Genomic DNA, 21,666 nt, shown 5'->3' with positions numbered 1-21,666 from the left:
AAAACACCTCTGTTCATTTAGATAAAATATATTAATTTAATAAGTAAACTCTAGCTTCATAAGGCTGCATGCTAAACTCAGATATACTCATCTGTTCATCGACTTTATAGTTACTCAAAAGGAGCTGCTTTGTCATGAAATTTATATCCCTTGGAAGCTTGAATGTCGGCTCCCCTTTATAAAAGTTGCATATAACCAGAAGCTTCTTACCCTGATACGTTCTTACATAAGCAAAGATTTCAGGTTCTTCCTCAAGGATCAATTGATAGCTACCGTAAACGATCAAGTCATTTTGTCTTCGAAGCTGGATAAGCTGTTTGTAATAGTGGAAAATAGAGGCTTCATTGGCCATCTCTGCTTCGGCATTGATAGAAGTATAATTAGGGTTAACAGCTAACCATGGCTCAGAGATGGAGAAGCCTGCATATTCCTCTGCATTCCACTGCATGGGGGTTCTGGCATTGTCCCTGCTTTTATGATGGATGCTCTTCATCACTTCTTCTTCACTAAACCCCTGTTCCTTCAATTCGGTATATGCTTGAAGCGTTTCAATATCTTTGTAGGAGTCAATCGATTCGAATGCAACATTAGTCATTCCTAATTCTTCCCCTTGATACACATAGGGGGTACCTTTCATCATGTGAAGAAGCGTGGCAAGCATTTTTGCTGACTCCATCCGATACTTTCCGTCGTTCCCAAACCTTGATAAAGATCGCGGTTGATCATGATTATTGAAATAGAGGCTATTCCACCCACTTTCCCCTAGGGCATATTGCCAGCGCGACAGGCTTTGTTTAAGTTCCATTAGATCAAGTGGCTTCAAATCCCATTTACCATTTGGACCATTGTCAAGGCCAACATGCTCGAATTGAAAAACCATGTTCAACTCGTTCCGGTCTTCCCCTGTATACTCTTTTGCCTGGTCAGGTGTCACACCAGGCATTTCTCCTACCGTCATGAGATCGTAGTGAGATAACACCTTCTGGTTCATTTCTCGTAAATAATGATGTATTTTAGGACCGTTTCGATAATGTCTGCTTCCGGAAGCATATGGACGGCCAGGCTGAATTTCCCCATTTGGGAGACCTTCACCTTTTGAAATAAAATTGATCACATCCATCCGGAATCCATCAATTCCTTTATCAAGCCACCATTTCATCATGCTAAATATTTCGTCTCGGAGCTTTTCATTTTCCCAATTTAAGTCAGGCTGTTTTTTGGAAAAGAGGTGCAAGTAGTAGTCCTCGGTCTGTTCATTATATTCCCATGCTGATCCTCCAAAATTGGATGCCCAGTTGTTCGGTTCACTACCATCTTCTTTAGGGTCTCTCCATATGTAGTAATCACGGTAAGGATTATCTTTCGAGGATTTGGCCTGGACAAACCATTCATGCTCATCAGAGGTATGGTTTACCACAAGATCCATGATCAATTTCATATCCCGCATATGTACCTGATGTAACAGTTCTTCCCAATCTTCCATTGTACCGAATTCATCCATGATCTTGTGATAATTGCTGATATCATAGCCGTTATCATCGTTAGGCGATTCGTAAACAGGTGAAAGCCATATGGTATCGATACCAAGTTCCTTTAGATAGTCTAGTTTCAATATGATCCCTTGAATATCACCGATGCCATCTCCGTTAGAATCCATAAAACTGCGAGGATAAATTTGATATACGACACTTTCCTTCCACCAGGAATGCTTCATCAATCAACCTCTCCCTTCAAGTTTATATAAGGCTTTTAACTTAAAAAAATTGTAAAAAGGGGGCGACCCCTTCTTACAATTCTTATGCTTCTTTTCTCATTTTCACTTTTGCTATTAAGAAGGTAATCGCGAATGGCACGACAAGTACGATCCCCATTCCAAGGAAGAAGATTGGCCAGTATTCCGCCATAATAGAGAAGAATGCTGGAATCCCACCAACCCCAATGGATGGAGCCTTTACTCCTGCCAATGTAATGATAATACCAGCTATGGCTGAACCAATCATTGCAGCGAAGAATGGGTAGCGGAATCGTAAGTTTACCCCGAACATAGCCGGTTCTGTAATCCCCAACCATGCTGAGATGGACGATGTTAACGCTAAACCTTTCAGCTTTTCATCCTTCGTAGCCAACATCATGGCAAAAGCAGCAGAACCTTGCGCAATGTTAGACAAGGCAACCATTGGCCATAAGAATGTCCCACCGATTGTTGCAATCAGTTGGAAATCTACCGCAAGAAAGGTATGATGCATCCCCGTAATGACAAGTGGTGCATAAAGTCCGCCATAAATCAAACCACCAAGTGCAGGGACAGCATCAAAGATACTAACAAATCCGTTAGTTAGGAAATTACCAATTGCAAAAGTAACAGGTCCTATAGCAACAAAGGTTACAAAGCCTGTAAGTAATAAGGTAATCGGAGGGACAATAAGCATGTGAAATGCATCGCTCACCCGCTTAGATAAGAACTGTTCCACTTTAGCTAATACATAAGCTGCCACCAGAACTGGCAGTACTTGTCCCTGGTATCCCACTTTCTCAATTTCCAAACCGAAGAACTTCCAAGTTTCAACGGCACCATCTTCCTGTGCCTCAGCATAGCCCCAGGCATTAAGTAAATCCGGATGGACTAGCATGAGCCCCAACACAATACCCAGCAGTTCGCTTCCACCAAACCGTTTGGCTGCTGACCAACCAATCAATCCTGGCAGAAAGACGAAAGCAGTATTTGCTATAAGATTGATGATACTTGCAATATCAGCCCATTGTGGATGTACATCAATGACAGATTGCCCATTATAGAAAATGCCTTCACCCGTCAGAAGATTGTTAATACCCATGAGCAGACCGGCCGTCACGATGGCTGGTAATATTGGAATGAAGATATCTGCCAATGTTTTGATCGCACGCTGTAGTGGATTCAAGTTGGATTCTGCAGCTTTTTTCACTTCATCCTTGGAAGCCTCTCCAACACCAGTTAGATCAACAAATTCCTTATACACTTTATTGACTGTTCCTTGTCCAATTACGACCTGAAACTGGCCATTTGTTGAGAAGGAGCCTTTCACCACATCGATATTATCCAAGGCATCTTGATCCACTTTGCTTTCATCATGCAAAGCCAAACGAAGGCGAGTCACACAATGTGTGGCTGCACTTACGTTTTCTTTTCCCCCTAAGGCTTGGACAATTTCTTCCGCCTGTTTTCTTATGTCCATATCTGTATTCCTCCTGTTTGCCTACTCTATCTTTATAAAAGTGCTGGCGCTCTACGCATTGGGCAATTGGGAAGCTTCCTCGGCTTGCATGCAAGTGCTACCTCCATAGCAAAAGGAATCGAATCTCTAGCTTGCATCCCAATCCAGCTTCGTTATCTTACTTAATGTAAATAAGGATTCTTTATGCTTTTGTTTTTAGATGGAATATTTCTGTTTGTCCTTTCACCGCTTGATCTGAAAGTTTTTTGTCTAAGTTTTCCACCTTTTCTCCGTTCGTAATGACGATTGGAGTAATGGTACTTGCAGCTTTTTCATTGATTAAATGAAGGTCAAAAGTGATTAGCTTATCACCGGCTTTCACTTTATCCCCTTCCCTTACATGGCCCTCGAAGCCCTCACCATTCATGGAAACTGTTTCAAGACCCACATGGATTAAAATCTCCGCCCCGCTTTGGGAACGGATGCCAATAGCATGTTTTGTGTGGAAGAACTGTATTACCTCCCCATCGACAGGTGAAACAACCTCCCCTTCGGTCGGAACAATCGCTAAACCGTCCCCCATCATCTTTTGTGAAAATGTAGGATCAGGAACTTCGTTCAATTCTGTAACCCTACCACTTAGTGGGGCTAGAATCACTTCCTCGGTAGGAGCTTCGGTTGTATCTTTCATGCCAAATAACTTTTTGAACATCTTAAATCCCTCCAGTAATTTTGTATTGGTCGAATTTTTTATGTTTAACTTCCTTTAATAAACGCTTACATTTAAATTTCAACTTGTATATACATGCTAACGATTACAAGTCTAACTTGTATATACATGTTCGTCAACTAAAAAGTTTCTACGAAAATCAACTCTATTTCTTGTTAGTTCTTAAAAAAATAAAGATTGCCTTAGTGATGATTGCTAGTAGAAAAAAGGAAACTAGAGACTCCGTATGCGACCAGGTTATTAGTTCGAACATCTGAAATAGTATAAACAAGGGTTCAAAGATAAAGGATAATATCACCGCAATGAAGATACTTCCGAAAGCATAAGCCTTCCAAGTAGATGAGAACTGATAAAGTAGCATGTACATCACTGGGATGACCGAAACGTCTGCGGGAAGAAGTGTTGTAGTATGTTCATTTAACTTGAATGGATAGCTCCACATATTATAGGAAGTGCCCAGCAAATCCAGCCAAGTGGCCATTGCTGCCCAAAAAAGCCCAAATGATAGTATCTCAAACAGCCTTGATCTATCCACAACTTTCCACCAAATTAACCAAGGAAAAAAAATTGACACAAATAACAGCCACCAACGCGGGTCCGATACGGATCCTAAAATTATCCAACTGTTAATGTAGTCGTATTTGACAATCTCCATTATGTACATTCCCTCTCTTTATCGCCTTAAACACTAAAGATTTCAAAAAGATTCCGTTACCTAGCCATAACTTATCTTAATTTCCCCGAACTTAGGCATTTTTAATCTAAGATTTCAAGTCTACTTCAACAAAAATAGCGCTGCATTTAGCAGCGCTCAGACTGTGGACAAACTATAAATTAGTTAGGTTATCTGTTGGAGGAGTTGATCTTCGTTGCAGGAACTTTGCTTTCCGCGGGCGGTCCGGAAGCCTCCTCGGGCTACGCCCAGGCCACTGAAAAAGTTCATAATTTTAGTAATCTGTTCCATACCGCTGTTGATTTCCGCACTAGGCTTCGCTTTCCGCGGGGCGACCTTGAGCCTCCTCGGGCTACGCCCTGCGGGGTCTTCCATGTCCCTTCCTCCCGCAGGACAAGGAATACTTCGACAGCGATTCATCGCACGAAGAAAATGCGTTAGCATTTTCGAGGAGTCTCCGCTTCTTCCACTGCGATCAACTAGAGATTTTTATCATTTTTGGACTTTGTCTACACACTGAGCGCTGCATTTAGCAGCGCTTCAGATGGAAATGGTGGTGGTAAAGGGTAGGAATGAAAACACTTTGAATGATACTGTTACTTTTTCTGCATTGACTACCGTCTTATCACCTTTTGAATCCTTAAGATAGATATTGTAAATTTTATCAGATTTTGAGGCGTCACTAGGGATTGTCACTTCATCCAACTCCTTGAATTCTTCTGTCTGGGTTGACATGAATGATTCGTCGACACTGGAATCCCCACCACTATAAACTCCACTCAACTGGATATTGTACACCGTGATAGGCAATTCGTTTTTATTGGCATCAATCATGGAGGCCTTATAAATTTTTATCGGCATTATGTATGGATTTTGCACGCTTAATGAAACGCCGTTTTGATTGGACTCCCTTACCACAGAGGCAATTACTTCTTCCTTGGTCGAATGAATATAGGAAATAAACAAAAAGACACTAATCAATAAGGCTAGCACTAAACGAACTGGTTTTTTTAGCTTTTTCAATGTCATGGCTCCTTATTATTTTCTCGCAGTGATAAACATAAAAAGTATCTTACCATCTTATTTAACACAAATCGAGAGAAATGAAACCTATTCTCCTTCTACCACCACTTCAAATTCATCTACCAGTTCGCCCTTATCGTCGTAAAGTTGTGCCTTGTCGCCATCATTGTTCCATAAGTAGTCACTTAACCAATGTATATAACGTCTAAGGTGTTGCTTCTGTGCACCAGAGGCAATATAAATTGTTTCTCCTGACTGAAGCTTGTAACCTACTGGGAAATCATATGTTTGGTAACCTTTTTTGCTTACAAGTTTCCAGTACGACATATCAACCGTTTTATCACTTTTATTTTCAATGGTCACCATTTCCCCTTTTACATCCAAATCCGTAATGACGACCGACTTCGAAGAGTCCTTTTTGTTTTGGTTGGCATAAAGCCAAGGGCGATTGTTCACATACAACAGTTTTCCATCTGTTGAGAAAACAATGGTTCCGGATTCCGCTGTATTATAGATATCTGCCCCACTCTCAATCAATCTGCTAACGACAGGAAGATGTGGATGGTGAAAATCATTATTTTTCCCAGCAGAGATGACGGCTATTTTCGGTTGCACATCCGTTAAAAATGATGCTGTCGAAGAGCTGTTTGATCCGTGGTGTGCCACTTTAAGGATAGTGGATTCAAGGTTGTATTTCCTGCTAAGTCTTTTCTCCTCCTCTTCCTCCGTGTCGCCCATCAACAGAAATTGAATATCTCCATAGGTGAGATGGAGGACAATAGAGGCATTGTTCGTCTCTTTTTCCTCCGATCCACTGTTTAGCACTCTAATCTTTAGGTCTGGATCCACCTGCAGCTTCATTTTTTCTTTAGCATATTGTACAGGGACGATATTGTTCCATACGTATTGTTTGTATTGGATAAATGTTAAAGTCGTATGAGCCTTTCCACTATCCAAGATTTTTTTTACTGGAATTTTTTCCAATAAAGAAGGTATTCCTCCAATATGATCGAAGTCCGGGTGTGTTATCACCAAAAGATCTATAAAGTTGACCTTAATTTTTTTCAAATAGGCTAATAATTGTGCAGCTGATTTTTTGGGACCTGTATCTACCAAAATGTTAGACCCGTTCGGCGTTTGTAAAAGGATGGCATCCCCTTGCCCAACATCAATGAAGTGTACAAGAAGGGGCGCTTTCACCTCCTTTTCTTTAGGTTTTTCAATATCATAGAGAATATGTCGGGATGGTTTGTTTAGCTGAATTGTAGTAGGATTCGGCAGCACGCTTGATTCTGCTGCACCTAGAGGAAATAAAATAATAGTGATCATAAACAGGAGCTGTATTTTTCTCATATTCTACCCACTCTCCCCATGGTCGTTAGCTACTATCATTACTATGGGGGAGAGTGGGTAAATTTATTCATTTTGAAAGCCGATGTTATCTAAAAATAGTAAACCGCTTTCCGTTTGATTAAATTCAAATGTTACTTCATTAATGGTCGTGTAATCCAAACCAGGAAAAGCTTCCTCGAGAAAATTCAGTGGCACCTCGTATGTTTGGAGCATATGCTCAAATTGATTGCCAATGCGCTCATTCCACCAATCAAATCGATAGAGCTTGGTAGTATAGGTTGGCTCAATATATACTGTCTTTCTAATTCTACTATCTAACCTATTCGTTCCTTTTGGTTTGACCGTTATTGTGATAGGGATGGCAGCATCCTTATATCCTTTGGGAATCGGTATATGATAAAACTCATATCTTGTGGAATGCGCTTGTATCGCATCAAATCTTAACACTGTTTCTTTTTTCAACCCAGCTGATAAGTCTTCTGGCAAGACCACATTATAACGACTGTTGCCATTCTTCCACCCTAGTTTGACAACTTGGTTATCCTGGTGTTCTTTATTTCTTTGAAGCAAGTTTACTTCTTTCCACACATGAAGATTGTATCCTTGTAGCCTGCCATCCTCGTGGGTTGTACTTGTAACATCTACATCTTCTTCAAATGTAGTAATAGGCTGAAAGTCACTATCATCGTATCTTATCCTAAGGGGATCAACCGGTAAATACGATGCCACAGCATGTTTATCAGAAAAGAATTTTCGATATTCCCTATGCCCTTTTAATGTGGCATCAAGGAATGACGACACATATAGCTTGGTAATATCCCTTTGCATTTCTGGTTCCATCAATTCTCTTCTATTCATAAACCACCAATAGGGACTTGGCTGATCCACTTCCCAGTCTGAATTGAATTGACCATGGTTTCCACCATTTATGTAGATGCTACTTTTAAATCCGTCAAAATCATCTGAGAAGTTCACCCTCTGGAATTGCCTCATCCCCCAATAACTCGTATGATCCGTATCATTTCCTCCATGAATGGTGAGATAATTCACATCTTCTAAAACAACTGGCTGGTCGCCTGGCTTAAACCGACCATCTCCTGGGGATAAACCAATTAAGGACTTGATGGAGAAATCAAAATTCATACTGATCTTTGCATTGTTAGGAAAGCGGTCCAATTCATTGAACAATGAGGCAATGCTAACGGCTTCCCCTCCCCGTGAATGGCCGATCAGGGCAATATTTTCCATATCTACTTTGTTAAAGAGCGCATGTGCTTTGTCGGCATTCCAGTTTTGCCACAGCTCCAAATGCTTCAACAACAACCAAGCCCTACCAGCATTATCCCACCCGATATGTCCTGTTTTTCCTGAATTAATAAAATTCTGATCTACAGAAACAACGATATATCCCTTGCTAGAAAGCAGTTCTCCAAGATAGGAGTAACCACCATCTGAAAAATCAGCCATGTTATGGTTCCCATGGACAATAAGTACTAAAGGAAATCTTTCTTCTTCCTCGCTTTTGGGCATCCATACCCTTCCATTCAACGGAGCGTTTTTAAGATCAAACCCCCATAACCATTCCCTGTACCGTTTATTCAATCCTTTAGGATGAACAATAAAAGGGGACATATTGACTGTATGAGTTTTAAACATAACATCTGAATACTCTTCCCTTTGCTTATCTTCACCACTTCCATATGTAAAATATTGAATGTTGTAGTTGCCTTTGTTAGCAGGGTTCTCTAGCGATGATTCGCCTTGTGAAAGACCTAAGGACCATGGTCCTTCCTTACCATCTGTAAGTGTAAAATACATCAGAATTCCGTGCACCACTAATATGAAAATAGAAAAGGTAAGAAAAAGGGCTTTCCCGCCCCTTTTATATAAAAATGTTGCTACACCAATAAGGGCACCCAGCACGATAACGGTAACCCCCATTAACCGGAAGAAAGGGCCCATAAAAGTACCTACGCTATAGACAACGCAAATCGCCCCAATGATGACCGCTACTAGAAGCTTCGGTATCCTCTCCAATATTTTCAGCAGTAGAAGGGTCAGTAACACCCCAAGCACCAAAGCAAGAGCCCCTGTTCCTATGACAAAAACCATATCAAACCATTTCCCCGCTCCTGTATAAAAAAAATAACTCATAAACAAAACGAAGATGGTTATGTAGAATAATAGACCCGATAACATAAATCTCCAGCTTGATGATACAAAGCCAACAACAAATTCTATGCTTTTGAAATACAGGTTTTTGAGCTTATTCATTGTAATCCCCTAGTCCTCTGTATTTTCTCCCATTTCTTTCGTGTCTAAATTAGATAGTTATTGATGATGTCTTCATGTTTCGAGTTCCTTCTATTTGGCCCAATCAGACTGAATAGAATATAGGCTGAAAGAGATAGCACTACCGGAAGAACCACACTATGCATACCAAATGCATCTGGAATAAAAAGCGTAATCCCAATATAAGAAAACACCCCTACAAGGATGGAAGCTAATGCACCATCTGCATTTCCATGCTTCCAATAAAGCCCTAAGACCACCGGCCAAATGAAGGCTGCCTCCAGTCCACCAAACGCGAAAAGATTTAGTGTAATTAGAAATTCCGGAGGGTCGATAGCCAAAAAGAAAACAGATATTCCAACTGCGGCCGTAATCCCGATACTTATCCTCTTGATTTTCTGTTCAGGAGCATCCGGACGTATATAGTTCAAGTATACATCTTTCACAATGGAAGAACTGACAATCAACAATAAGGAATCCACCGTCGACATGATGGCAGCCATGGGGGCAGCCAAAACAATACCAGCAAGCCAGGGGGGCAATACATGCAAAGCCAGAAGCGGCATAACGGTATCCGGAGTTTCCAATCCCGGCAGCACCACTCGCCCAAAGACACCCGCCAAGTGCATGCCAAGCATAATGAACCCCACTACAATTGTGCCGATGATCAAGGCGGCATGCATTGCTTTTGCATTTTTATAGGACATGGCCCTGACAGCCACCTGTGGAAGTCCCACAACTCCTACACCGACCAATATCCAGAAAGAGGACACATAAAGTGGAGTCAATGATCCATCTGCGCCAAAAGGAGTGATTAGATTTGGATTTTCCGTAATAAGCTCACTCATAATACCCGGAACCCCACCACCTGCAATGATCGTACCAGCCAAAATGACAATAGTACCGAAAAGCATGATGATCCCCTGCATTCCGTCTGTGATGGCAACAGCACGAAATCCACCGATGATGACATATACCAATACAGATGCCGCAAAAACAAACAGGGCCGAAGTGTAAGAGAGCCCTGTAATGGATTCAATCAGCCTTGCTCCACCGACCCATTGTGCCGCCATGGCAGAAAATAGGAAGATGATAATGCTACAAGCTGACAGCAATACGACCCACTTGCTTCCGTAACGCTCCTTTAAAAAATCAATCAAGGTGATTGCTTTCATTTTCCTGGCCATAATCGCAAATTTCTTCCCAAGTATGGTTAAAACGAAATAGCCAGTTACCACTTGAATCATGGCCAACAGAACCCATCCAAGCCCGGTATGATACGCAATACCTGGACCCCCTATAAAACTGGATGCACTCCCATAGGTGGCCACCATCGTCATTGCAAGCAAAAGCCCTCCAAGTTCTCTGCCTCCAAGGAAATAATCCTGCACGAAAGAGGAAGAATTGGAAAGCTTACGAGAGGCTGTCACCCCGATAAAAAACATGATCAAAAGAAATAATAACAACGGTATGATTACTTGTATATTCATGAATAAGGATCCCCCTTTTCATCTGACTCCAAGGGAATATCCACAAATATGAACTTCACTATCAAAATTACAAGAAAAATGATGACGATGAAACCGACAATACAACTATAGAAAAACCATGTAGGAAAACCAAACACATATGTATAGGATTCTACAGGCTCTGAACCAAAACCGTAGGCAAATCCATACCACCAAGCAAAATGGAAGATAACAAGTGCCATTCCAATCCATGCTTCCTTATGTGCAATGGGATATCGCCAATCTTTTTTCGTATTTTTATTCCATTTTCCATTCATAGTACCACTCTCTTTTTCCATCATTCTGAACCTTTATCAAATGCCTGCTTTGCGAGCATTTCGATGGTAAGTTCGTCAGCAGGTGGATTATGGAGACCTGCACGGACATCCCGGTAATGTCTTTGTAAGGGATGCTCAGCATGAAGGCTTTGTGCACCAACTACTCTCATTGCCTCATCCACTACTTTAATGGCGCTATTGGTTCCAATCAGTTTTGCAGCAGCTAATTCTCCAACGAGCATCTCCCTGTTATGGGGCTGTTCATCCCAAAGTCTAGCCACGCTATAGAGTAGATGTCTTGCAGATGTAAGTTCCAAATCCATCTTGGCCACTCTCTCCCTCACTTTAGCCACCTCTTTTATAGGATGTGGCAAACTATTGGGATGGTATGTATCTGCAAAGGATACAGCTTCATTTCTCGCTGATATGGCTATCCCTAAATAGCAAGCAGGGATGTGTAGCAACCACCCTTGAGGTTTTGGCGCTTGTTTCTTTTTGATGTATAAAAGGGCGTCTTCTGGTGCAATAACGTCCGTTATTAACAAATCGTCACTTCTAGTCGCCCGCATGCTCATTGTGTTCCAAGTTTCTTCAATCGTTATGCCGTCTAGTTCTCGTGGCAAGAGGAACTCACCAACATCATTTGTTCCGTCAATGGATGCTGAGATGATAAAAAAATCCAGTGCTGGAGCAAGGGAAGCAAAATTCTTCCTTCCATTAATTCGCCAATTACCCTCGGGAAGTCTTTTCGCGGTAGTTCCGGGCTTCCCACCTCTTGCCGGACTACCTGTTTTCGCTTCACTATGAGCACTATTGATCAGCTTTTTGTCCTGCACGATTTCCTTGCAAATTTTTTCATACGTATCTTCCGGCCAGGAAGGATTGTTTGCAGCGTTCATCATGATCCCAAGATGCCAACCAAGACTTAAGGCTGTCGGCCCATCTCCCTGTGCTATTGTTTCTTGTAGCAGAAGGAATTCATACAGGCCAGCATCTTGTCCACCGTATTTCTTTGGTATGGTAAGGTTTAAGAATCCTCTATCCTTTAAAGCTTGGAAATTCTCAAATGGAAATTCAGCATTTTGATCATAGAGTGCGGCCCGTTTGGAAAAATCCTTAGCTAAGATTTCCGCGTTTCTAACGATGTCTTGCTGTCTCTTTGTTTGCGCAAAGTTTCTGACTCCGTTCATCCTGAAATAAACCACCTTTTTAAATGCCAATTTAGCCATTATTTTACCATAAGAATGTATTCGTAAACTTTGTTGATTTTTCGTATAAATACACAGGCCGTTATTTTCTTAAATATCGTGCTCTTTTCCTTGCTGTAATTATAAACCTACTTGCGATTTTCTGAGCAAGTGAGCAGTAAAAAGTCCAATTGCCGACTTTTTACGAGTTAATAGAAACAGTCTTTGGGAAAAGAGTCTACCATAACAAGAAAAGGGAAACTTCTATTTAAACTTGATGTTGGGATTTTGAAGGTATTCTTTTTCTTCTTCTTCTGACATTACCCCATACGCTTTACCAACGTTTCCATTAAGTAAGGTCCAAACACGATTATGATCAAGATCTGCTGAAGAAAAGTTACCCTTTTGCCATTTTGTCAGTATTTCGACATATACTTCCTCATGTTCATAATTGCCTTCCTTGACCATCTGTAGAAGCCAGTCCACTCTTTCAGGAGTCAGTTTATAGTGGGTCCATTTACTGTCAGCTTTTACTTTTTGATGTGACATCCAGTGGATGTAGTTTTGGACGTCCCCTTCTTTTAACTTGTTCTTGTGATTGAATGGATTATCTTTTTCCACGGCGATACTATTGGATCCTGATGATTTAGATGTTGACTTGTTACTGTTTTCAAGCACCCCAATGCTGCCTGCTTCCTGAAATGGTTTGGTATTTATGTAATAGGTTACTAACGCCCCCGCCAACAGAAAGACTGCAAAAAAAGGAAAGAGTTTTCGTTTGTTTGTTTTCAACCAGTTTTTCATAACATCCCCCTTTCTTCTTTTATTATAAAACTATCATCCTATCTTTTCCATGTTTCTTCTAAAATTTAGAAATCCTTGCAAATAAAAAACTGCACCATTATATGGTGCAGTGAAATACTTATAAAAATTTTATGCCTTTAATAGATCGTATACTTCCTCGTCCAACTTCTTTGCAAGGTCTGCATCGTATGTTTTTACGTAGTCTGGTTCCTGTGTTATTTTTCCACCGTAGAAAATGACATCCTCCACAGACTCCACTTCAACAGTTACGACACGATACTTCATTGTTTTATCGATTACATCCGATACAGTGCCTTTCCCATTAATAGAATAGCAGCTGCCGGCACCAACCACACCAAGGATTAGGTCCGGGTTCTTCTCGATGTTAAAGGCACTCTCCGCTTTATGTCCAAGTGCAAACTTGATTGTTTTTCCATCCTGGTGGGCAACTAACCATGATACGATACTTAAGTTCGGTTTATTTGTTTCCTTATCGGACGTAATCAGGGAAACAATCTTTTCACCTTGCAATAAATCAATCAATTGTTCATTTAGAGTACTTTCTGTTCTCGGCATTACTAATCCCTCCTATTTTCTACATATCACCATTATATACAATGTTTGGACAACAAGCCAAACACCTTTTCCTCTTATGTCCAAAATACCCCTCATGAGAAAAACAAAACAGCTATTCATCTTGGATAAGATGAATAGCTGAATCAATTATCTGTTATAACTGCTCCTTCTCGAATAGCCAAGAGAATTTGAGTAGCGTTGCTGTAGTTTTTTTCTCCTTCTCCTTTTTTGAAACAAGCCCATGATAAAAATAAATACAAATAGAGATAAAAAGAGGATTACAGTCGAGGCCAAACTGGTTTTTGCCTCAGTCTCACCAGCTGGACCAGAATTTCCAAGAGAGTCCGAGGAAGCGGCGGAAGGTACAGGTGTCAACAAACTCTTTTCCTGTTCCACTAATACATCTTCCCTTATATGCTCTCTGTTACCAACTTTGACCACTAAATCCTTGTCATTATTTACTTTCAGGGCAATTGTCTCTTGTTCCTGCCGTGCAACAAATATGTTTTTAGCTAACATATATTCTCTACCAGCAGCATCAGAAACCATTTCTCCCTTTTCAATTTCTTCCGTCATAAAATTGGCGAAACCATAATCCAATAGGGACATGGTATCCCAATAGCTATAATATTTAGAAGCAGCTTTCAAGGTGACAGTAATAAGTTCCATTCCATCTCTTGTAGCCGAAGTAACCAATGTATGCCCGGCTTCAGGTACAAATCCATTTTTCACACCTGTCGTTCCTTCGTAGTCCCATAATAGACGGTGGTGATTAAATAGGGTGGTTTCCCAACCTTCCCCTTTCCAATACATTTCCTTAGTACTGACTATTTCTCTAAATTTTTCATTTTTCATTGCATATTGAGCTATTTTTGCCATGTCCCTTGCAGTGGTTACATGGTCTGGATGAAAAAGCCCATGTGGGTTTACAAAGTTTGTATTCTCCACTCCCATTTTTTCTTCCATAAACTTATTCATTCGGTTAGCAAATGCTTTTTCATTTCCATCAAAATGTTCCGCAATGGCCGTACCAGCATCATTTCCAGAATTAATCATGAGCCCTTGTACCAATTTCTCCAAGGTTACTTTTTCACCTTCCAGTAAATAAACCCTCGATCCATCTTGATTTCTAGCATTCTCACTTATCGTAACAATATCCTCTAAATCTCCTTCTTCGATTGCAATAATGGCCGTTACAATTTTAGTAATGCTTGCCGGATACATGATTCGTTCACTATCTTTTTCATATAGGACATTTCCTGATTTAGCATCTATCAATAGAACCGATTCACTGAATAGATCTCCAGGCCAGGCAGCAGTTGCCACAGATGTGTTCCCCAAAAGTAAAAACAGGAAGGAGAGGAGTACACAAGGAAAAAATTTCTTCATATAGGAGACAAACCCTTCTTCTAAGTTTGTTATTTAACATTCAATAAATGTCATAATAGGTCGAAAAACCTCAGTCTAATATATTTTATAGTAATTTAGTTGCATTTTCATGCAATTTTTTGAATTTGTTATAAAAGTCATAAAAACTTAATAAAAAAAAGCGGAAGAGAATGAATCCTCTTCCACTTTATCTATCTAATTCCATCTTTTAATGCTCAAATCAACTATTCACTTTATCATTAGGCTCTTTTCTCAAAGAATGTTGCTATTTATTAGTAAAAAGTCGGCAGTTGGACTTTTTACTGCATACAAACTTTAAAGATTGCAAATAGTATTTATAAGTACTGCAGGGAAAAGAGCACCACAGTATGGTATATAACGGTTGATATATTAGCACGAAAAAGTAACAAAGTTTACGAAAACAGCATTTCATTATGACAATATGCTTTTATAAAATGTGCAGGGTTCAACGGTTCTCCTGTTACTTTCTCTATTTTCTTATTCCAGTGATAAGTTGCCCCTGGCGCTAAGAATTCATCACGAATAAATGCTCCTACCTTAAGAGTGAAGAACTCATCCGATATATTCTCTTTTATATATTGATAGAGTTGGGCTGCCGTCAATTCACCTAGCAAATAATTCTGGTAATATACCGGTGCAAGGGTAAAGTGTATTTTTGCCGCCCAATCGGGATTTGTACGATCCTCGGGTGGATTCAACAATTGGATTTTCTCCACTGTTTCCCACCAAAGGGCATTCAAATCCTGATCCGGATTTTCATATAATTGTCTTTCGAAGAATACAAACGTAATAATCCAGCGTCCTGAAATAAGCATCTTCAATTGTTCATGCTTTTCTAGGGATGGCATCATTTCATCCAGCTTCTCATCCTCTAACTTCAGGAACTTGGATAACCATTCCCGGTTTTCGGTCATTTTTCCAAACAGCATGGCAATGGATTCCGTTGTCAGGATATGTGCAAAGCTTCTAAGCAAATATGGAAGATCGCGGTTCACATACTTGTTGTAGGCTGCATGGCCAAACTCATGTAACATGGTCCCCATCCAATAGGTATTGTCTACATTATTACACAGTACCCGTATGTCTCCTTCCCTGTTCATATCCATGCAAAAAGCAGTAGGGTTTTTCCCTTCACGAGGCTCAAGGTCTGAAGATGCATACAATCCCTCTATCGGCATATCCATGGAGTCGAAGGTATCAGCTGTGAGTTTCTCCAGGTCCTTCCCTTTAAAGAAAGCATCCAAATTGGCTTTTTCATTGGCGGGAGCTTCTTGGAAGAATGGATCAACATAGTGCCATGGTTTTAAATCATTGACTTTAATGCCAAACTTTTCGGCCAACCCCTTATCCAGTTCACTTTTCAACTGACGGTACGTATCATCTGACTGTTCCACAAGATCGGAGAACATGGAAAAGACCTCTTCCATATCGAGCTCTTGGTTGGCAAAAGACATTTCGTAATAATTGTCATATCCCAATTGACGCGCGGATTCGTTTCGCTTTTTCACTAACGTCAATAGCTTATCCGAAACCGCCTGTCCCACTTCCTTACTAGCCTTCCAGGCTTTCTCTCGCATTTGTGTATCTAAACTGTTCAACAAGATATCTCGGATATCGTTGGCTGATAGTTTCTTTCCATCCACTTCCGGAGTATATGTATTAAAAAGGTAATTCAATTCTGAAGACAGTGCGGATAGTTCTTCAATCGTTTGTTTCTCTAATTGATTTTCTTTCATGCCATATTCGAGGATTTCTAGCTGTCTTCTTTGTTCTGGTGTTAACCCTGGTTCCTTTAAATAATCCTTCACCTGTTCGTACCTTTCTTTATCTGCATAGAAAAGACTGAATTCGCTCGATGCTCTTCCTGCCTCTTCTGCCCATTTCTTCTCCCCTGTCGTTTGGGCCATCCATCCTGCATGAGTGGACTGTTTCAACAATATTTGAAACTGTTCATTTTGCTCTTGTAAAAACTTTTCAATTAACATGATTATCCCTCCATATAAAAATGCATAAAAATTTCTGTTTGTTTTACCTAAGAATGTTTGATATTCCCAGAGACCTCCATCGAAATCGGCTTTTTCATCCATACTTGCCCGATCTTTTTATTGAAGCCTTTGGTTTTCAGGTACTTATAGACTACTTCATTGGATGTTTGGAAAAAGGCGATGGTACATTGATAAAGTGTAGCAGAAGGCGGAAAGAGATTGGAAAATAAAGCCTCCAATACCCTATCTGTATTAGATAGATTTTCTTCAATAAAACAGTGCGTCACCACAATGGAGTTTAAAGTACCATCGGCAGAATATTGTTTTTTGAACAAGGCATATGCAACTGTCTCCCCCTCATTGCCTAAAAGCTGGATCATTTGACCATCTTTCATGCACCACCATTGACTTTGCCAAGGTGTGTCCTGCTTATAGAGTGGAAGGAATTGGGATGCCTGTGAGGAACTGTACACCGGTTGGTAATCCAATGAATCTTCAAAGTCCACTGGAGTTTCCAAAGTTAGATGAATTACTTCATCCACCACTTTGTATCCCCTGGATTCATATAACGAAATGGCTTGTTTGTTCTCAGAAATGGCTTCAAGAGTAGAAGTCTTAATCCCCTTTTCCAGATATAGCTCACAAGCCTTATCCACCAAAAGTTTGCCAACACCTTTTCTTCGATGACTGGAAGCCACGCCGGTCCCACCATTCCAAGCTATCAACTCATTACCTATTTGTTTATACCCACTTAAAAGAAGCCCAACTGGTTCTTCACCATCAAAAGCGACTATGGAAAGGTCGGCAGAAATACACTCTTGACCAATTCTGGCTGTAAAACGATCCACATCCATTTTTGCGTCAAAGAAATATCCTTCAAAACCTCTATTCCATGCAAGAAGAGCTTGATTTAACGTACAATCCGTCAATCTTCTTATTTGAAACATGTCAACACACCCTTTGCTAGGACTTTACGAAAACAGCCTTAAAATAAAAGCGTTTTTTCGCTGTGTTTAAACTTACTGTAAATTCTAACACTTTTATTATCTATTATTATTTCGTTTAGCACAATTTTTTTCCGTAAAAAAACACAGCAATCTATTGATCCCTGTGTTCCATTACTTCATCTTTTAAGATGGAAAAGACATTTGCGTCATGGTATTTGCCACCTTGGAATAAATAGCCCCTTAAGAGTCCCTCGTGGGTAAAACCCACTTTTTCCAGAACTTTTCTGGAACCAACATTTTCGGGGTACACATTTGCTCCTATGCGGTTAAGTTCCATCGAATCAAACCCGAATTTGACCAATCCTTGAATGGCTTCGGTAGCGTACCCTTTCCCCCAATATGGTAAATCTATTTCATAACCTATTTCAGCCCGTCGGTGTTTATCCGAAACAGCATGAAAGCCGCATGTACCGACCAATGTCCCTGTTTCCTTTTCCACAATGCCCCATCTATACAAAGTCGTGTAGTCATCTATAAAGTCTTTAATAAATTTATCAGCTTCCAGCTTAGACTGGAAGGGTTCCATTCCGTAAAACCTTGTCATTTCTGGATTGGAGAAGTATGAATAAATGATATCTGAATCTCTTAGCGTCAAACTTCTAAGCTGTAATCTTTCCGTTCTAATCATTGGTACCGGTTTTAACATAATCTCCCCTACCCCTTCGTCATTTCTGCCACTATATACTGGTTTGTCCACATTTTTAGCATGATGACGAGACTTTCTTCTCCTCTTGAATAAAGGAACATAGAGCCAACCTGTTCTTCGAATTCCCAGCCATCCGCTTCTACGTGTGATAGTACATCTTGAAACCCTGCTCCGTCATCCATTTTTGCCATGACCGTCCTAGTATCATGCTCAGATGATAGAGTTACAATTGGGGAGGTGGAAATAGCAAGCTTTGCAGCTCCCCTAACATGTTCGTTAAATGCCAGAAGTGTTCCCGTAACAAGAAATATGCCAGTGAAGATGACCATTGCCCATTTCCATTTCATTGCTTTCCCCCTACATTATTATTTTTCTACCCATTATCACTAAATCCCTTTTGACAGAATCAAGTTCCGCCACTTCTGGGAGGAAACCCCACTGTTCAAACCCAAACTTCTTGAATAGTTTAATGCTTGGTATATTGTGTGAAAATATGAAAGCTAGTAAATTTTCAATTTGTAGTGATGGACATTCCTTGATTGCTTTATCCAATAATATAGCGCCAAGTCCTTTGCCTCTTGCATCCTGATGCAGATAAATGCTAACCTCTGCAGTCTTTTGATAGGCCGGGCGACCGTAAAAGTTCTGGTAGCTGATCCAGGCACAAATTTCGTTCTCATATTCCACTACCTGTAATGGCCTCTTTTCATTATGTTGATGGAACCATTCTACTTTACTCTCCACTTTAACTGGTGTAGTATCCGCGGTCACCATTTTGCTTTCTATGGTGGAATTGTATATCTCTACAATCTTTGGAAGGTCATTAAGTTCTGCTGTTCTGATTTTTAGCTGCATGTTAGTCATGATGATTCACCTTTCTAGTATTCTATGCTCTTATTCTGTTTATAGTATATTATTTCGCCGAAAATATGAATAGATGGAATTTGGTTATCCAATTTCCTAATGGTGATTATGTATATACCACTTCCGTGAAAAGTGGTATATACAACTAGACATTCTTTTGCTATCATGAACATATAATAGAGATAAAGGAGATCATTATATGAAAACTGGTTTATCAGGAAGCTTTGTTCTTCTATCAGTAAAAGTCATGTTGGAAGAAGACATCATGGAAAATGCTTTTATAACAATCAAAGAAGGAAAAATCATAGACATTGGGGCTATGGACCAATATACAAACCATGATGATTTAGAGGAAATCCTTTTGCATAAAGAGCTAATAGCACTTCCTGGTTTTATTGATATTCATATACACGGATTGAATGGTTCAGATGTCATGGACGCCACCGAAGAGGCCCTCCATTCTATGGCATCCACCCTCCCAAAGGAAGGCACCACCGCATTCCTTGCTACCACCATCACACAAGAGAAAACCAATATAAGTAAAGCATTGCAAAATATCCACACTTACATGGAAAACCAACCTAAATCTTATGCATGTGAATTGCTTGGTGTCCATTTGGAAGGGCCATTCATCAATGCCAAAAGAGCCGGTGCACAGCCGAAAGCATTTATTATGAAACCGAGTATAGCTGACTTTACTCAATTTCAGTCTGACTCAGGTGGTACGATCAAAATTGTTACCATGGCTCCCGAACAAGAAAATGGGAATGACTTGGTGAAATTTTTGACTGAATCAGGTGTGATCGCCTCCATCGGGCATTCAGATGCACTGTATACGGAAATGCTTGCGGCGATGAGCGCTGGCGCACAACATATTACCCATTTTTATAATGGGATGAGAGGAAATCACCATCGTGAACCGGGTGTTGCCGGGACTGGGCTTGCCCATCCGGAACTTTACTTAGAAATCATCGCAGATGGCATCCATGTTCACCCTGCGGTCGTGAAAGCAACTTATCGAACTAAAGGTCCTGATAAAATACTGTTAATAACAGATTCAATGAGAGCAAAATGGCTAAACAACGGGGAATATGATCTTGGTGGTCAAAAGGTGAAGGTAGAAGATAAAACTGCCTTCCTGGAAGATGGCACCATCGCTGGCAGCGTACTGAAGATGAATGAAGCCGTAAAGAATATGATGGATTACACAGGGTGCAGTATGCAAGAGGCAGTCCAAATGGCCTCGAGCAATCCAGCCAAGCGTTTGAATATCTGGGATCGAAAAGGCAGCATCGCGGTAGGAAAAGATGCAGATCTCGTCATTGTCGACGGAGAGCTGCAAGTGAAAATGACCTTCTGCAATGGAAAACTATCATACAAAGGAGAGTAATCATCATGGATATCATACACACCCCATCCTATGAAGCGTTAAGTAAAGAAGCAGCCTCCTATATTGCAAATCAGGTCAGGAGCAACCCAGACATTGTACTTGGCCTTGCCACAGGAAGTACCCCCACTGGGATGTATAAACATCTATTGGAGGATCATATCATCCATAAGACTTCTTATGACAACGTCACTACCTTTAATTTAGATGAGTATATAGGGTTACCAAAAACGGACCCAAACAGCTATTATTCGTTTATGGAAAAACATTTTTTTCAACATATCAATATCAAAAAAGAAAAAATCTTCATACCCGATGGGTTAGGCGAAAAGCTGGAAGTTGAGTGTAGGAATTACGAAGAAAAATTGATCAAGAATGGGCCGGTAGACATACAGGTTCTTGGCCTTGGAGAAAACGGGCACATTGGCTTCAATGAACCAGGGACCCCCTTCAATAGCCGTACCCATGTGGTGAAACTGACAGAATCTACGCGAAAAGCCAATGCAAGATTTTTTTCCAGTTTAGATGATGTCCCTACCCATGCCATTACAATGGGGATAGCCTCCATCATGAGCGCAAAAGAAATAATCCTCCTTGTAGCAGGCAGAAACAAGGCGAAGGCATTCGAGCAGCTCCTTTACGGAGATATTTCGGAAAGCTTTCCTGCGTCTGTCCTCAAAAAGCATCCATGTGTTAAAATTATCGCAGATAGCACCGTTCTTGAACAATCAAGCATAATCGCCTGAAAGGAG

General features: G+C 40.5%; 20 protein-coding genes. 2 read left to right on the top strand and 18 right to left on the bottom strand.

The annotated features are described in order from the left end of the window. Positions 1-31: 31 nt before the first annotated feature. From EKQ44_RS02055 to EKQ44_RS01970, 18 genes are all read right to left on the bottom strand, one after another. The gene (locus EKQ44_RS02055) at positions 32-1,714 is read right to left on the bottom strand and encodes a glycoside hydrolase family 13 protein (protein WP_237661857.1); all 1,683 of its coding nucleotides are present in this window, start codon (positions 1,712-1,714) and stop codon (positions 32-34) included. A gap of 82 nt (positions 1,715-1,796) precedes the next feature. Beyond that, positions 1,797-3,212 carry a PTS system trehalose-specific EIIBC component gene (gene treP, locus EKQ44_RS02050; protein ID WP_237661856.1) on the bottom strand — a complete coding sequence of 472 codons (1,416 nt, stop codon included), beginning with the start codon at positions 3,210-3,212 and terminating at the stop codon, positions 1,797-1,799. A gap of 181 nt (positions 3,213-3,393) precedes the next feature. Then, on the bottom strand, positions 3,394-3,903 hold the full coding sequence (locus EKQ44_RS02045) for a PTS sugar transporter subunit IIA (protein ID WP_237661855.1): 510 nt from the start codon (positions 3,901-3,903) through the stop codon (positions 3,394-3,396). A gap of 163 nt (positions 3,904-4,066) precedes the next feature. After that, positions 4,067-4,495: a CBO0543 family protein gene (locus EKQ44_RS02040; RefSeq protein WP_237661854.1), complete on the bottom strand. Its 429-nt coding sequence runs from the start codon at positions 4,493-4,495 to the stop codon at positions 4,067-4,069. A 639-nt stretch (positions 4,496-5,134) separates the two neighbouring features. Continuing rightward, entirely contained in the window at positions 5,135-5,617 is a 483-nt protein-coding gene (locus EKQ44_RS02035; RefSeq protein WP_237661853.1) for a hypothetical protein, read from the bottom strand. Between the two features lie 87 nt (positions 5,618-5,704). Then, positions 5,705-6,970, bottom strand: a complete 1,266-nt coding sequence (locus EKQ44_RS02030) for an MBL fold metallo-hydrolase (RefSeq protein WP_237661852.1) — start codon at positions 6,968-6,970, stop codon at positions 5,705-5,707. A 63-nt stretch (positions 6,971-7,033) separates the two neighbouring features. Next, the gene (locus EKQ44_RS02025) at positions 7,034-9,244 is read right to left on the bottom strand and encodes an alpha/beta hydrolase (protein WP_237661851.1); all 2,211 of its coding nucleotides are present in this window, start codon (positions 9,242-9,244) and stop codon (positions 7,034-7,036) included. A 44-nt stretch (positions 9,245-9,288) separates the two neighbouring features. Beyond that, positions 9,289-10,752: a sodium/pantothenate symporter gene (gene panF, locus EKQ44_RS02020; protein WP_237661850.1), complete on the bottom strand. Its 1,464-nt coding sequence runs from the start codon at positions 10,750-10,752 to the stop codon at positions 9,289-9,291. Beyond that, entirely contained in the window at positions 10,749-11,048 is a 300-nt protein-coding gene (locus EKQ44_RS02015) for a YhdT family protein (protein ID WP_237661849.1), read from the bottom strand. The genes panF and EKQ44_RS02015 overlap by 4 nt, the downstream gene beginning before the upstream one ends. A 20-nt stretch (positions 11,049-11,068) precedes the next feature. After that, positions 11,069-12,238, bottom strand: a complete 1,170-nt coding sequence (locus EKQ44_RS02010) for an acyl-CoA dehydrogenase family protein (protein ID WP_237661848.1) — start codon at positions 12,236-12,238, stop codon at positions 11,069-11,071. Positions 12,239-12,499: 261 nt separating this feature from the next. Continuing rightward, complete coding sequence (locus EKQ44_RS02005) at positions 12,500-13,039, bottom strand: DUF6241 domain-containing protein (protein ID WP_237661847.1); 540 nt, start codon at positions 13,037-13,039, stop codon at positions 12,500-12,502. A gap of 129 nt (positions 13,040-13,168) precedes the next feature. Beyond that, entirely contained in the window at positions 13,169-13,615 is a 447-nt protein-coding gene (locus tag EKQ44_RS02000; RefSeq protein ID WP_237661846.1) for a pyridoxamine 5'-phosphate oxidase family protein, read from the bottom strand. A gap of 147 nt (positions 13,616-13,762) precedes the next feature. Next, positions 13,763-15,004: a D-alanyl-D-alanine carboxypeptidase family protein gene (locus EKQ44_RS01995; protein ID WP_237661845.1), complete on the bottom strand. Its 1,242-nt coding sequence runs from the start codon at positions 15,002-15,004 to the stop codon at positions 13,763-13,765. A gap of 413 nt (positions 15,005-15,417) precedes the next feature. Continuing rightward, positions 15,418-17,010, bottom strand: a complete 1,593-nt coding sequence (locus tag EKQ44_RS01990) for a M2 family metallopeptidase (RefSeq protein WP_237661844.1) — start codon at positions 17,008-17,010, stop codon at positions 15,418-15,420. 47 nt (positions 17,011-17,057) lie between these two features. Continuing rightward, entirely contained in the window at positions 17,058-17,957 is a 900-nt protein-coding gene (locus EKQ44_RS01985; RefSeq protein WP_237661843.1) for a GNAT family N-acetyltransferase, read from the bottom strand. Positions 17,958-18,108: 151 nt separating this feature from the next. Beyond that, entirely contained in the window at positions 18,109-18,663 is a 555-nt protein-coding gene (locus EKQ44_RS01980) for a GNAT family N-acetyltransferase (protein ID WP_237661842.1), read from the bottom strand. A gap of 8 nt (positions 18,664-18,671) precedes the next feature. Continuing rightward, positions 18,672-19,010 carry a hypothetical protein gene (locus EKQ44_RS01975; RefSeq protein ID WP_237661841.1) on the bottom strand — a complete coding sequence of 113 codons (339 nt, stop codon included), beginning with the start codon at positions 19,008-19,010 and terminating at the stop codon, positions 18,672-18,674. 10 nt (positions 19,011-19,020) lie between these two features. After that, positions 19,021-19,527 carry a GNAT family N-acetyltransferase gene (locus EKQ44_RS01970; protein WP_237661840.1) on the bottom strand — a complete coding sequence of 169 codons (507 nt, stop codon included), beginning with the start codon at positions 19,525-19,527 and terminating at the stop codon, positions 19,021-19,023. Between the two features lie 199 nt (positions 19,528-19,726). Here EKQ44_RS01970 and nagA point away from each other — a divergent pair, with 199 nt between their 5' ends. Next, positions 19,727-20,917, top strand: a complete 1,191-nt coding sequence (gene nagA / locus EKQ44_RS01965) for an N-acetylglucosamine-6-phosphate deacetylase (protein ID WP_237661839.1) — start codon at positions 19,727-19,729, stop codon at positions 20,915-20,917. A gap of 5 nt (positions 20,918-20,922) precedes the next feature. Then, entirely contained in the window at positions 20,923-21,660 is a 738-nt protein-coding gene (gene nagB, locus EKQ44_RS01960; protein ID WP_237661838.1) for a glucosamine-6-phosphate deaminase, read from the top strand. The last annotated feature ends 6 nt before the right edge of the window (positions 21,661-21,666 follow it).

The organism is Sutcliffiella horikoshii, assembly GCF_021991925.1.
In the GTDB taxonomy this organism is placed as follows: Bacteria; Bacillota; Bacilli; order Bacillales; family Bacillaceae_I; genus Sutcliffiella_A; species Sutcliffiella_A horikoshii_F.
This window is presented reverse-complemented; position numbering and strand designations above follow the sequence as displayed.